This is a genomic window from Streptomyces sp. SID3343 (assembly GCF_009865215.1).
Lineage (GTDB): Bacteria > Actinomycetota > Actinomycetes > Streptomycetales > Streptomycetaceae > Embleya.
The window spans coordinates 1-13,751 of the sequence record NZ_WWJX01000861.1 but is presented as its reverse complement, the minus strand read 5'-3'; the positions used below and the strand labels follow the sequence as shown (position 1 = coordinate 13,751).

General features: G+C 70.0%; 8 protein-coding genes and 1 pseudogene. 5 read left to right on the top strand and 4 right to left on the bottom strand.

What is annotated here, in order from left to right; translation table 11 throughout:
* Positions 1-17 precede the first annotated feature (17 nt).
* Positions 18-1,601 carry an ABC transporter substrate-binding protein gene (locus GT354_RS26665; RefSeq protein WP_161358916.1) on the top strand — a complete coding sequence of 528 codons (1,584 nt, stop codon included), beginning with the start codon at positions 18-20 and terminating at the stop codon, positions 1,599-1,601.
* Between the two features lie 446 nt (positions 1,602-2,047).
* Positions 2,048-3,598 carry an ABC transporter substrate-binding protein gene (locus GT354_RS26660; RefSeq protein ID WP_161358915.1) on the top strand — a complete coding sequence of 517 codons (1,551 nt, stop codon included), beginning with the start codon at positions 2,048-2,050 and terminating at the stop codon, positions 3,596-3,598.
* A gap of 120 nt (positions 3,599-3,718) precedes the next feature.
* On the opposite strand, the gene GT354_RS26655 is transcribed toward GT354_RS26660, so the two are convergent.
* A complete protein-coding gene (locus GT354_RS26655; protein ID WP_161358914.1) occupies positions 3,719-5,236 on the bottom strand; it encodes a hypothetical protein in 1,518 nt (505 codons plus the stop codon).
* Positions 5,237-5,514: 278 nt separating this feature from the next.
* Between GT354_RS26655 and GT354_RS26650 the strand changes: the two genes are divergently transcribed.
* On the top strand, positions 5,515-6,204 hold the full coding sequence (locus GT354_RS26650) for a bifunctional DNA primase/polymerase (RefSeq protein ID WP_161358913.1): 690 nt from the start codon (positions 5,515-5,517) through the stop codon (positions 6,202-6,204).
* 221 nt (positions 6,205-6,425) lie between these two features.
* On the opposite strand, the gene ftsY is transcribed toward GT354_RS26650, so the two are convergent.
* A complete protein-coding gene (gene ftsY / locus GT354_RS26645) occupies positions 6,426-7,610 on the bottom strand; it encodes a signal recognition particle-docking protein FtsY (RefSeq protein ID WP_161358912.1) in 1,185 nt (394 codons plus the stop codon).
* A 202-nt stretch (positions 7,611-7,812) separates the two neighbouring features.
* Here ftsY and GT354_RS26640 point away from each other — a divergent pair, with 202 nt between their 5' ends.
* Positions 7,813-8,808 carry an LLM class flavin-dependent oxidoreductase gene (locus GT354_RS26640; RefSeq protein WP_161358911.1) on the top strand — a complete coding sequence of 332 codons (996 nt, stop codon included), beginning with the start codon at positions 7,813-7,815 and terminating at the stop codon, positions 8,806-8,808.
* A 222-nt stretch (positions 8,809-9,030) separates the two neighbouring features.
* On the opposite strand, the gene smc is transcribed toward GT354_RS26640, so the two are convergent.
* Both smc and GT354_RS26630 read right to left on the bottom strand, forming a co-directional pair.
* Positions 9,031-12,666 (bottom strand): chromosome segregation protein SMC, encoded by a 3,636-nt coding sequence (smc, locus tag GT354_RS26635; protein ID WP_161358910.1) that lies wholly within the window; start codon positions 12,664-12,666, stop codon positions 9,031-9,033.
* 316 nt (positions 12,667-12,982) lie between these two features.
* Positions 12,983-13,189, bottom strand: coding sequence for a hypothetical protein (locus tag GT354_RS26630; RefSeq protein ID WP_161358909.1), 207 nt, complete (start codon positions 13,187-13,189; stop codon positions 12,983-12,985).
* Between the two features lie 351 nt (positions 13,190-13,540).
* On the opposite strand from GT354_RS26630, the pseudogene GT354_RS26625 reads away from it, so the two are divergent.
* Positions 13,541-13,751, top strand: a pseudogene (locus tag GT354_RS26625) (hypothetical protein); the annotation flags it as partial.

The window sequence follows — 13,751 nt, the reverse complement described above, 5'->3', positions numbered from 1 at the left end:
GACAACGGAGGAGTCACATGAGCAAGCACCTCGGCAACAACGCACGAAAGCGCACGGCGGCCGTCGCCGGCGCCGCCGCCCTCGCACTGGTCCTGGCCGCGTGCGGCGGGAGCGACGACGAAGGCGGCAAGGCCGACCCGAACGCGAGCGCGGGCGCCAAGAAGGGCGGCAACCTGACGCTGCTCACGGTGTCCGACGCCCGCAGCATGACGCCGTTCAACGCGTCCTACGCGGCGGTCACCGACCTCAACCGCATGCTCGCGGTGTACGACGCGTTGTTCTACGTGGACAACACGCAGAACAAGGTCGTCCCGCAGATCGGCGAGAGCCTGGCGAGCGCCGACAACGGCGCGACCTGGACGCTCAAGCTCAAGCCCAACGTCAAGTTCAGCGACGGCACGCCGCTGGACGCGGCGGCGGTCAAGTTCAACTGGGAGATGCACGCCAAGCCGGAGGTGCAGAGCCAGCACCGCCCGGCCGCGAGCGGCCTGGTGCTGGAGGTCGTCGACCCGACGTCACTCAAGATCACCCTGCCGATGCCCAACGCCAACTTCGACCGCACGGTGGCGACCGAGCTGTCGTACATCGAGTCGCCCAAGCAGTACGCGGCCGACCCGAAGGGCGAAAAGCCGGTCGGCGCGGGGCCGTTCGTGCTCAAGCAGTGGACCCGTGACAGCCAGATGGTGTTCGAGAAGAACCCGAACTACTGGCAGGGCGCCGAGAAGCCGTACCTGGACACGCTGACGATCAAGGTCGTCAACGACGTCAAGCAGCAGGTCGAGACGATCAAGTCCGGCGGCGCCGACATCACCTTCACCATCGACTCGCAAAAGACCAAGTCCGCCCAGGAATCCGGCTTGGGCGTCACGCCGTTCACCCTCGACGGCGGCCAGATGATCGTGTTCAACACCTCGGTCGCGCCGTTCGACGACCCGCGCGCACGTCGTGCGGTCGCGCTCGCGCTCGACCCCGCGGACCTCAATCAGAAGATGTACGCAGGCACGGCGACCCCGGCCAAGAGCATCTTCCACAGCGGCAACCGGTTCACCGACCCGAGCGCCGCGCAGCCCACCCCCAACGCGGTCGAGGCGCAGAAGCTCTTCGACGAACTCGCCGCGGAGGGCAAGAAGGTCAAGTTCGACTACCTGGTTCCGGAGAACCCGACCTCGAACCTGACCTCCGAGTACACGATGACCGCGCTCAACAAGTTCAACAACGTCGAGGTCAAGCTGGACAAGGCCGAGGTCGGCAGCTATTACCTGCGGTTGACGGTGCAGAAGAACTTCACCGCGGCGCTGTACCAGATCTGGTCCAGTGACCCCGAGCCGATCCTGTTCAACAGCCTGTTCTCGCAGACCCCGCTCAACTTCACCGGGTACAAGAGCCCGGCGGCCGACGCCGCCCTGATCAAGGGCCGCTCGACCACCGACGAGGCGACGCGCAAGGCGGCCTACTCCGACCTGCAGAAGGAACTCGTCAAGGACCTGCCGATGCTCGCCTACCAGGAGGCGGTCACCAACATCATCTCCGGCCCGCGCGCGGTCGGGGTCGTGGGTGTGCAGGACGGCGGCATGCTGATGGACCGGGTCGGCCTGAAGTAGCCCGCCCGGGCGGCGGATCGCGGATCGCCACGGCTGATCCGCCGCTCCGCCGCTCCGCCGCGCATCCGGCCGGGCGGGCAACCGGCGCAACCCCTGCCGGGACACCCGCCGAAAGTCATGCCGAAGCCGCTGTCGGAAGCCCGTTCGCGCCCTGCGAACGGGCTTTCCGACACCTTGCGACAACCCTGCGTGAGGGGGCGGCGAGAGGGCTTTCCGACACGAGTCAACGACCCTCTGTAACGATGTAACAAATCGACTTACATGTCGTGCAAGTTGCGGCAACTGGATCTACGGTGTGCCGCACGCGGTACAGATGCAGTACCGATTCGGCGCTCTCCTGTTCAACGGCTTCACGCTCCCGGCACCACTTGTTGTTGTTCCCGGCGGAGGTGGCAAGAACGTTGTCTGCACCATTCACGACCGCACGTCGCACGGCCTTTGTATCGATGATCGTGGCTCTGGGCATCACCGCGACCGCTTGTGGCGGCAGCGACTCCGATTCGAGCTCCGGTGACGGCAACAAACAGCCGGCCGTCCAGGGCGAGGCCAAGGCCGGTGGCAGCATGACCATGCTGGCCGTCCAGGACTCGGCCTCCCTCGACCCGTTCAAGGCCGCGTCGGTCGCCGTCGCGGACGAGCCTCGCCTGGCCGCGCTGTACGACCCGCTGTTCTACATCGACGCGACCGACAACACCGTCAAGCCGCACCTGGGCGAGAGCCTGACGACCGCTGACAACGGCAAGACCTGGGTGCTCAAGCTGCGTCCGGGAGTGAAGTTCTCCGACGGCACGCCGCTGAACGCCGAGGCCGTCAAGACCACCTGGGACATGCACTCCAACCCGCAGTCGCAGTCCCAGCACCGCGCCATCTCCGCCGCGCTGACGACCAAGGTCGTGGACGAACTCACGCTTGAGATAACCCCGTTGGGAATGCCGAACGCCAACCTCGACCGCGCGGTCGCGATCGACCTGACCTACATCGCCTCCCCCGCGTCGCTCGCGAAGGGTCCGGACGAGTATCGCAACAAGCCGGTCGGCGCGGGCCCGTTCAAGCTGGAGAGCTGGACGCGCGGCAGCCAGCAGGTCTACGTGAAGAACGAGAACTACTGGCAGAAGGACAAGGGTCTGCCCAAGCTCGACCGACTCACCATCAAGAACGTGCCGGACGTCAAGCAGCAGTACGCGACCGTCAACTCCGGTGGCGCCGACGTCTTCCTGAGCTCGGACAACGCCACGATCGCCAACGCCGAGAAGGAGATCGGCGTCGTCCAGCGCTCGGTCGAGGGCGGTCAGATGATCCAGTTCAACATGACCAAGGCGCCGTTCGACGACCCCCGGGCACGCCAGGCGCTCACGCTGGCACTCGACCCGGCGGACATCCCCAAGACGCTCGGCAACGGCTATGTGCCGGCGAAGAACTACTTCGCGCAGAAGTCGCCGTTCTTCGACCCGAGCGCGGTGCAGGCCGCCCCCGACCGGGCCAAGGCCAAGCAGCTCTTCGACGACCTGGAGCGCGAGGGCAAGAAGGTCGACTTCACCTACCTCATCCCGCAGAACCCGACCTCGGTGAAGGTCGCGGAATACATGCAGAGCCGTTTGTCCGAATTCAAGAACGTCTCGATGAAGATCGAGGCGCTGGAGATCGGCGCGTACATCGAGAAGTACGCGATCCGCAAGGACTACCAGGCGATGCTCTTCCAGCAGTGGCTGGCCGACCCCGAGCCGCTGATGTTCAACAACTGGTTCTCCAAGAGCCCGCTCAACTTCATCGGCTGGAACAACCCGCAGGCCGACGCCGCGCTCCTGGCCGGCCGCAACTCGACCGACCCGGCGGCCCGCAAGGCGGCCTACTCGGAACTCCAGAAGGCGATGGTCGCCGACCTGCCGGTCTGGACCTATGCGGAGTCGTCCATCGGCGTTCTGTACAACAAGAAGATCACCGGCGTGGTCCAGTACAACACCGGCGTGTTCTTCATGGACCGCATCGGCCTGAAGTAGCCGCCCCGGGCACCTGATCGACAGAAAACGATCTTGGAGTCGGCGGGCGCCGCACCGGCGGTGCGGCCCCACGACTCCAAGATCGTTTCGGTGTGTCCACAAGGTGGGCGGGGCGCGCGATCACGGTCTCGGGAAGGGCGCTTTCGGGAGTTCGCGGGCCACCCGCGCGGCCAGTTCGCGTACGGCCGGGGTGTCCGCGAAGCGGGCGGCCAGGGTCTCCACCGTGCGGCGCAGGCGGACGATCAGTCGTTCCGAGCGCACCCGCAGGGCGATGTCGAGCGCGGCGGCGGCCTCCTCGACCGCAGCCGACGGCTCGCGTTCGATCACGTGCACGGTCGCCAGCCCCACGTGCGCCAGCGCGAGACTGCGGACGAACTCGCCGGTACCCGCGAGCAGGCGCACGGCCTCGGCGAGTCGCTCCTTGGCCGGGGCCACGAACGCCGGTCGGGTGTAGGCGAGATCGCGATAGGCGTGCCCGCTCTCGGAAAGCAGTTCGGCCCGGGTGAAGTATCGGATCCAGTCCGGCTCGGTATCCGGGCGCGAGTCGGACAGTGCCTGGTCGGCGAGCCCGAGCGCGCGCCGACAGCGATCCACCTTGCCCACGGTCGCGTACGCCCGGCCCTCCAGCGCGTACAACATCGCCTGGAGCGCGGCGCCGCCCGAGTCCCGGCTGCCGTACTGGGCGAGGTGGACCAGATCCAACGCGTCCTCGGCCATTTCGTAGTGGATCATCTGACGCGCCATCACGCCGAGCACGTTGGCCCCGAACGGCGCGTCGTCGCACTCCTTGGCGGCGTGCAACGCGAGCACCATGTACTTCTGCGCACCGGGTTGCAGACCGGCGTCGTACGACATCCAGCCCGCGAGCAGGGCGAGTTCGGCGGTGAGCCCGAGCAGTCGACAGCGCACGCCGGCGGGATGCGGATCGCGCAGCAGATCGGTGAGCCCGTTCAGCTGCCCGATCACCGCCTTGCGCCGCAGTCCCCCGCCGGCCTGCATGTCCCAGCGGCGAAACAGGCGTACCGCGTCGCGGAGCCGGTCCGGCGCCGAGGCGGGCAGCGGGATCGGCCGCAGAAAGCGCACGCCGCCCTCGGCCGTCGACGTCTGGACGGGGAGCGGAATCGGCACCGGCATCGGCGTCGCGGGCAGCGGCGCGGACCAGCGCCGCAACGGGTCGACGAGGTCCCGCCCGGCGGCGAGGCGCAGCGCGGGGCCGACGAACTCCTGGCGGCCGAGCAGCAGATCACCGCGCGTGTACTCGCCGAGGATCTCCACCACGGTCTCGAACGTCCAGGGCAGGTCGACGCCGAAGTCGCCGTGCGGCTCGTCCGGTTCGCGCAGACCCAACTCGTCGATGCCGACCACCCGGCCGAAGCGTCGGGTGAACAACTCGGCCAGAATCTGCGGTATCGGCTCCCGCGGCTGCTCGCCGTCGAGCCAGCGGCGCACCCGTGACGTGTCGGTACTGACGTGCGGCGCCCGCATCGCCCGCGCGTGGCTGTTCACCTGCCGGGCCAGTTCCCCCTTGGACCAGCCGCTGCGGGCGAACCACACCGCGAGCCGGTCGTTGGGTTGCCTTCCGTTGTCGGGCTCCTGTTCGTCCGCCGAGCCGCCGTCCCGCGCTCGCGTCGTCGCCACCGCATCGCCCCCATGCCTTCAGCGGTCCGGCCGGTCAGGCGTCGGGCCCTGAAAGGGAACCGTACGCTCAGGCCCGTTCGCCGAACGTATTCCGACTCGCGCGAAGGCGTTGTTCGATGCAGAAAACGCCAGGCTTCGCCACCCCACGCGCCCGGGACGCGCTACGGGGGAGGCCGCGTTTGACTGATGGTCGACACAGCGCCACAGGCAGGTGCTCGCGCGGCCCTGTCCCGGGAGCACCCACATCACCTGTTGCGAATGCAGCGTAACCAAAAGTAATGCGTGCCGTTGGGGAGGACATGGACATCATGCTCGGATCGCGCCGTCGTAGCCGGGCCGCACTGTGGCAGGCGGTGGCCGATTTCGCGGAACAGCGCGGCTGGCCGGTGGCCCAGGGGGCGCACCTGGTGCGCGACGGACGCGGCACCCAGTGTTCGTGCGGCCGCGCCACGTGTGCCGCGCCGGGGATGCACCCGGCGGACCCGCGCTGGTCGGAGCGGGCCACGGCGTCCCCCGCCGCGGTGCGCTATCTGTGGTCGCAGTGGCCGGACAGCACCGTGGTGGTCCCGACGGGCCGCGTCTTCGACGCGATCAGCGTGCCGCGCCACGCGGGCACCCGAGCGCTGGTCCGCCTGGAGCGGATGGGCGCTGCGCTGGGCCCGGTCCTGGCCACCCCCACCGGGCGGGTGGCGTTCCTGGTCGCCCCGGGCGCGGCGGCCGAACTGCCGCACCTGCTCTACCAAATGGGCTGGGACGACGCCGAACTCGACCTGCGCTGCCACGGCGAGGGCGACTACATCTTCGCTCCACCGTCCCCGATGGGCATGCTGGGCTCGGTCGAGTGGATCCGCCCCCCGGAGGACGGCACCGAAACCCTCCCGGAAGCAAGGCTCCTCCTGGGCACCCTGGCCTACGCGTGCCACCGAAAGGACAGCACCACAGGCCGCAGCCTGTGGCTGGCCTCGTAACCACACCCGAGCCGACCGTCCGAGGTTCGAAGCCAACCGACCACGGCAGTGGGCCCGGTCCTTCGAGGACAACGGGCCGACGGCCGGCCACCCGACGAGAGCGCAGCAGGCCGTCAGCCCGGCGAAACCCCGATCAGCCCGTCCGGCGCCTGCGGACACCAGCCCGAAGGCCGGCCGCCCCGCCCCACGGGAGCCGAGCCGCCGGCCGACAGGCCGCCCGCTCAGTCTCCGATCAGCGCGTCCACGAACGCCGACGGGTCGAACGGTGCGAGGTCGTCCGGCCCCTCCCCCAGGCCGATCAGCTTGACCGGCACGCCCAACTCGCGCTGGACCGACACGACGATCCCGCCCTTGGCCGTGCCGTCGAGCTTGGTGAGGACGATGCCGGTGATGTCCACGACCTCCGCGAACACGCGAGCCTGCACGAGACCGTTCTGGCCGGTCGTGGCATCGAGGACGAGCAGGACCTCGTCCACCGGCCCGTGCTTCTCCACGACGCGCTTGACCTTGCCGAGTTCGTCCATCAGGCCGGTCTTGGTGTGCAACCGCCCGGCGGTGTCCACGAGTACCGTGTCCACGCCCTCGGCGATGCCCTCCTTGACCGCGTCGAACGCGACGCTGGCCGGGTCGCCGGCCTCCGGCCCCCGCACCGTACGAGCGCCCACGCGCTCGCCCCACGTCTGCAACTGGTCGGCGGCGGCCGCCCGGAAGGTGTCCGCGGCCCCGAGCACGACACTGCGACCGTCCGCCACGAGCACGCGCGCGAGCTTGCCGGTGGTCGTGGTCTTGCCCGTGCCGTTGACGCCGACCACCAGTACGACGGCCGGCCGGTCGGGGCCCTCGCCACCGGTGTGCCGCGCGGTCTTGAGCGTACGGTCGAGGTCGGGCCCGATCAGGGCGACCAGCTCTTCGTGCAGCAACGCGCGCAGTTCGGCCGGGGTACGAGTACCGAGCACCTTGACCCGCGTACGCAGCCGATCGACCAACTCCTGGGTGGACGCGACCCCGACGTCGGCGGTGATCAGGGCGTCCTCGATCTCCTCCCACGTGTCCTCGTCCAGGTGCTCACGGGCGAGGAGCGCGAGCAGCCCCTTGCCGAACGTGGTCTGCGACCGGGCGAGCCGGGCCCGCAGGCGGACCAGGCGTCCTGCGGTGGGTTCGGGTGTTTCGAGCTCTCGGACTTCCGGTTCGGCCGGTACGACGACCGACGTGTCCGGCAGATCGACCGTATCGACGGTGCGCCGGGGCACGTCGACGGTCGGGGCGGCTTCGTCGCCGACACCCGGCTCGACCGGGGTGCGCGGCGGGGCCGGCGGTGCGGCCTTGCGGCGCGAGCCGACCACGAAGTAGCCCGCGGCGCCAAGGACGACGAGGGCGATGACGACGACAAGGATCACAGTCTCCATAGGACCTCCAGTCTCCCAGACGGTGCGGTGCCCGAGGGCGACCGCCCACCGTCGGCGGGTCCCCCGTTCGTGGGCCCGAACGCGCACGGCAGACCGTTGAATCCTGACACTGCGTCAGATAGCTTGCCCATGCCAAGCAGCGTCCGGCAGATGACACGTGTCCGAGACGCCTTCGGCTCGACCCGGAAGGTGTTCACGCTCCATGGCTGTCACGAATCTGCGGTTCAACCAGGTCCTCCCCGGTCTCGACCGGCAGGAGATGTCCGCGCGCTACAAGGCCACCGTCGAGATGGCCGCGTTCGCGGACAAGAACGGGTTCGACATGATCAGCCTGGAGGAGCACCACGGCGCGGACAACGCGTGGAGCCCTTCGCCGCTGAGCACCGCAGGCGCGATTTTCGGCGCCACCGAGCGCATCGGCGTGATCGTCTGCGCGCTGCTCGCCCCGCTGTACGACCCGATCCGGCTCGCCGAGGACGTCGCCGTCCTGGACAACATCAGCGGCGGCCGGCTGTCCCTGGTCGCGGGTCTGGGCTATCGCCCCGAGGAGTACGCGGCCCTGGGCAAGGAGTGGAAGCGGCGCGGCAAGATCCAGGACGAAGTCCTGGAGACGCTGCTCAAGGCCTGGACCGGCGAGCCGTTCGAGTACCGCGGCACCACCGTCCGCGTCACCCCCAAGCCGTTCACCGACCCGCACCCGATGCTCATGGTCGGTGGTACCGCGAAGGCATCGGTCCGCCGCGCGGTGCGGCTGCGCCTGCCGTTCTACGCCGCCGCTCCGATCCCGGAGCTTGAGCAGTACTACTACGAACTCGCCGCCGAGGAAGGCTTCACCGGCGGCTTCGCGCTGATGCCGCCGGTCAAGACCCGGATGATCTACTGCACCGAGGACCCCGACAAGGCGTGGGCCGAGTACGGCGAGTACTTCCTCCACGAGGCCGTCACCTACGCCGGCTGGCAGACCCCCGACATCGCGTCGGTCGTCGAGTCGTCGGCCACCACGGTCGAGGCGCTGCGTGCGGAAGGCATCTACTGTTGCCTCACCCCCGACGAGTGCGTCGAGATCGGCGTGACGGGCGGCCTGACCGACGCCCTGATCCTCCACCCCCTGGTCGGCGGCCTGCCGATCGACGCGGGCTGGGCGAGCCTGCAACTCTTCAACGACAAGGTCATGCCGAGAAACGTCCCGGCCGAATAGACCCGAGGGCGCCGAGTCACGTCGCGAGACGACAACCACGTGACTCGGCCCACCCGGCCCACGGCCGAGAGGCCCGACCACGCCACCCCGGCGCCGTAAACCCGCAGCCCGCACCCATACGCAACGGGCGGCTCGGGTGGGAACCCCTCCCAAGCCACCCGAAACGAACCCCCAGCGCAAGCACCCGCCCCCATACCCCGCACGAGGCCAAGCGGCCACGAGCTACCGCACGAGCCCACTCATCGGCTCCGCCGATTCCGAAGCGCTGCGTCGGTCCTCCTGCCGCAAGCGCTGACTGATCACCGTGGTGACCCCGTCACCGCGCATCGACACGCCGTAGAGCGCGTCCGCGACCTCCATCGTGCGTTTTTGATGGGTGATCACGATCAACTGCGAGCTTTCCCGCAGTTCCGCGAAGAGCCCGATCAGGCGCTGCAGGTTCATGTCGTCCAACGCGGCCTCGACCTCGTCCATGACGTAGAACGGGCTGGGGCGGGCCTTGAAGATCGCGACCAGGAGCGCCACCGCGGTCAGCGAGCGTTCGCCGCCGGAAAGCAAAGACAGACGCTTGACCTTCTTGCCCGGCGGGCGGGCCTCCACCTCGACGCCCGTGGTCAGCATGTCGTCGGGATCGGTGAGGATCAACCGGCCCTCGCCGCCGGGGAACAGCCGGGCGAAGACGCCCACGAACTCGCGCGCGGTGTCGTGGTAGGCCGCCGTGAAGACCTGTTCGACCCGCTCGTCGACCTCCTTGACCACGGTCATCAGGTCGCGGCGGGTGTTCTTGAGGTCTTCCAGTTGCTCGGTCAGGAAGTTGTGACGCTCTTCCAACGCCGCGAACTCCTCCAGGGCCAGCGGGTTGACCTTGCCGAGTTGTATGTGCGCCTTCTCGGCCGCCCGCAGCCGCTTCTCCTGCTCGATCCGTACGTACGGGCGAGGCTGCGCCTGTGGCGAGTTCGGGTCGCGCTCCTCCCCTTCGGCCGGCAGCGACGCCGGTACGAGGTGGTCGGGGCCGTACTCCGCGAGCAGTCCCGCGGCCTCGATCCCGTGCTCGTCGAGCGACTTGGCCTCCAACTGCTCGACCCGCAGCCGCTTCTCCGCGCGCAGTATCTCGTCGCGGTGTACCGAGTCGGTCAGCTTCTCCAGTTCGGCGGCGAGTTCGCGGGACCTGCCGCGCTCGCGGGCGAGGTCGGCCTCGCGTTCGGCACGAGCGCGCTCGGCGGCCTCGCGTTCGGCGCCCGCCCGGGCCAAGGACGCCTCGACGTAGCGCAGGAGCACCTGCGTACCGGTCACGACCGCGCCCGCGACCCGGGCCTCGACCGCCATCCGCTCCCGCCGCGCCGCCGCCTTGGCCCGAGCGTCGCGCTCGGCTTTGGCGCCGCGGTCGAGCGCGTCGGCGCGACCGGCGAGCGACCCGACCCGTTCCTCGTGCGTACGGACCGCGAGCCTGGCCTCCATCTCGCCCTGCCGCGCGGCCGTCGTACCCGCCGACAAGCGGTCGCGCTCGGCGGTGTCCGGCTCCTCGTCGCCCTCGGCCGCGCTGTACTCCTCGGCCGCCTCCAACCGCGCCGCCAACTCCTGCGCCTTGAGTTCCTCGTGCTCGCGCGCCGCCTCGGCCTTGGCCACGGCGGAGGCCAACCGTTCGGCCTCGCCGCCCGCGGCGCGGGCCTGCCCGGCGAGTCGGCCCAACTGCTGAGCCGCGGCGGCCGCCTTCCGCTCCGCCTCGCGCCGCTCGGCCGTCGCCCGCTCGACCGCCCCCGCCGCCTCACCCCGGCCGGCGACCGCGTCCGCCAACGCGTACCCCAGCAGCGCACACCGCTCGGTCAACGCGTCCAACCGTTCGGCCGCCTCGTCGACCGCGGCCTGCACCTCCAGCAGGCTCGGAGCGCTCGCCGAGCCACCGTGCGCGAAGCCCGCGCCGACCAGGTCGCCGTCCCGCGTCACCGCGCGCACCCCCGGCAGCTCGCCGATCAACTCCGCCGCGGCCGCGAGATCGTCCACGACCGCGATCCGGTCGAGCAGCCCGTCCAACGCCCCGCGCAAATCCTCGGGTGCGGACACCAACCGCGCCGCGTACACCACGCCCGGCGGCAACTCGGGCCACGCCTGCGGCCCTTCGGCCAAGGCCCCACCGAGCACGAGACCGGCCCGACCCGCGTCGTCCTTGCGCAGCAACCGCAACGCCTCGACCGCCGGCCGCACACCGCTCACCGCGACCGCGTCCGAACCCGCCCCCAGCGCCGCCGCCACCGCCCGCTCGGCCCCGTGTTCGACGGTGATCAACGCGGCCACCGTGCCGAGCACCCCGGACAGCCGGTCCCCCGCCGCGAGCAGGGCCCCCGTCCCGTCCTTGCGCCCGAGCCCCATCTCCAGGGCCTCCTTGCGCGCGGTGACCGCGGACCGCTCGCGCTCCGCCTCCTTGTCCGCGTCGCGCGCGGCCGTCAACGCCTCCTCGGCGGCGGCCAGTACGTCCTTCGCCGTGTTCAGCCGCGCCTCGATCGCCGCGAGACCGTCGCCACCGTCGTCCTCGGGTGAACCCTCGACCCGGAGCCTGAGTTCTTCGTACTCCTCCCGGGCCGCCGCCGCGCGCTCGCTCGCCTCGTCCCGCGACACGGCGAGCCGGCCGGTCTCCGCCTCGGCCGCGGACACCCGACTACGCGCCGCGCCGACCTGACCGACCAGGCGCGCGAGCCCCTCGCGCCGGTCCGCGATCGCGCGGGCGACGGCCTTGAGCCTGCGTTCCTCGTCGACCAGCGCGCGTTCGAGCCCGGCCCGTCGCTCGACCGTCTCGGCGAGTTCGACCTGCGCGTATTCGAGGGCCGCCGCGAGTTCGGCCTCCTGCTCGCGGATCGCCTCGGCCTCGCGCTCCATGTCCTGGGGATCACGCCCGCGGCGCTCTTCGGCGGGCTCGGCGGTCGCGTGTCGTACCCGCTGTCGCGCGAGCCCCTCCGTACCGCGCACCCGTTCGGCCAGCCCGGACAGCGTGTACCAGGTCTCCTGTGCGCGAGCCAGCCGCGGCGCCATCGCCCGGACCGCCGCTTCGAGTTCGGCCTCGCGCGCCTGTACGAGTCCGAGTTCCTTCTCGACGGCCGTCCGGCGCGCGCGCAGCGCCGCGTCGTCCGCGATCTCCTCGTCGAGGGCGCGGCGCAGGATCACCAGGTCGTCGGCGAGCAGCCGAAGGCGCGCGTCGCGCAGGTCGGCCTGGATGGCCGCGGCCCGGCGCGCCACCTGCGCCTGTCGTCCCAGGGGCTTGAGTTGACGCCGCAGTTCGTTGGTCAGGTCCTGGACCCTGGTCAGATTCGCCTGCATCGCGTCGAGCTTGCGCAGCGCCTTTTCCTTGCGCTTGCGGTGCTTGAGGACGCCGGCCGCCTCCTCGATGAACGCGCGCCGTCCGGTGGGGTCGGCCTGTAGCACCGAGTCGAGGCGCCCTTGGCCGACGATGACGTGCATCTCGCGACCGATGCCGGAGTCGGAGAGCAGTTCCTGGATGTCGAGCAGGCGGCAGGTACTGCCGTTGATCTCGTACTCGGAGCCGCCGTTGCGGAACATCCGGCGGGTGATGGTGACTTCGGAGTAGTCGATCGGCAGTGCGCCGTCGGCGTTGTCGATGGTCAGGCTCACCTCGGCGCGCCCGAGCGGCGGCCGCCCGGACGTGCCGGCGAAGATGACGTCCTCCATCTTCCCGCCGCGCAACGTCTTCGCGCCCTGCTCGCCCATGACCCACGACAGCGCGTCGACCACGTTGGACTTGCCGGACCCGTTGGGCCCGACGACGCACGTGATCCCGGGTTCGAAGCGCAGCGTCGTGGCCGACGCGAAGGACTTGAATCCACGCAGGGTCAGGCTCTTGAGATGCACGCGACAGAAGGATAGTCGGCGATACCCGCCGATTCGTCCCGGTCGCTCCATCCGAGGGCGTGTCGAGCGACTCCCCGTTGGGTATCACCCGCGTGAGACGAGCGGACACGCGAGATTGCCGGCACTGGGCTACCGGCGGGGGAGGCACGCGGGAGAGGCCGCAATCGGGGTGCGGAAGCCGGCGGGGCGCGGCAGGCGCGACGGAGAAGACCCGGGGAAGCGCCGAGCGGGACCGAGAGCCGAGCGGGACCGGGGAACGAGCGAGTCGGGAAACGACAAAGGGACGCCTAGGGCGTCCCTGGTTATCGGTTGCCGCCTACGCTCGCGAAAGCGCGGGTTCCACCGCGGAAACGTCGAAGCCGACAAGCAACTCGTCCGAAGCGGCGGCATTGAGCGCGTCGTTGCGCTCCTGGGCACGGACCAGTTCCGTTTCCAGGTCACGCACACGCTGCTGGAGCCGTCGGTTCTCGGCGAGCAGTCGGGGATCGGGGCCACCGACGTAACCGAGAAGCGCCTTCGCCATGAGAGGGTCCTCCACGCTGAAAATGAATGACCACGCAGATTGCGGGTCTTAATGTGGCACCCGGCCGCAAGGCTCCTGATAGGGTGCGCGGGTTTCCAGCGTCGCACCAAAATCGCGTGAGGTCAATATCATAACGGCGCGGTAACGAGACCTTCACCCGATCAAACGCGGTTCGACCGCGGACTGGGGTGTCGGCTGTAGCGCTGGGTGTACGAGATCATCTTTCGACCTCCACAGTCAAGAACATTCCGGTTATCCGCCAACCACGCACAGCGGTGCCCTAGAGTCTCTCCCGCACCACACCCGTTCGGGTGAACATCTTTCCCCAGCCGGAAGGTGACTCAACCCTCCATGGCCCGGCACAGCCGTACCTCCGCTCCCGCCCGCCCGCACCGACGCCGCGCGAGGTCGCGGCGCAGACGCCTCGCGCCGTTGCTCGCGCTGATCGCGGTTCTCGCGGTGGGCGGCACGGTGGCCGGCACGGTCGTCTCGGATCGGGCCGGCGATTCGCCTCGGCAGCGGGTCGCGGCGGCGGAGCCACCGGTCGTCGGCGGTACCGTCG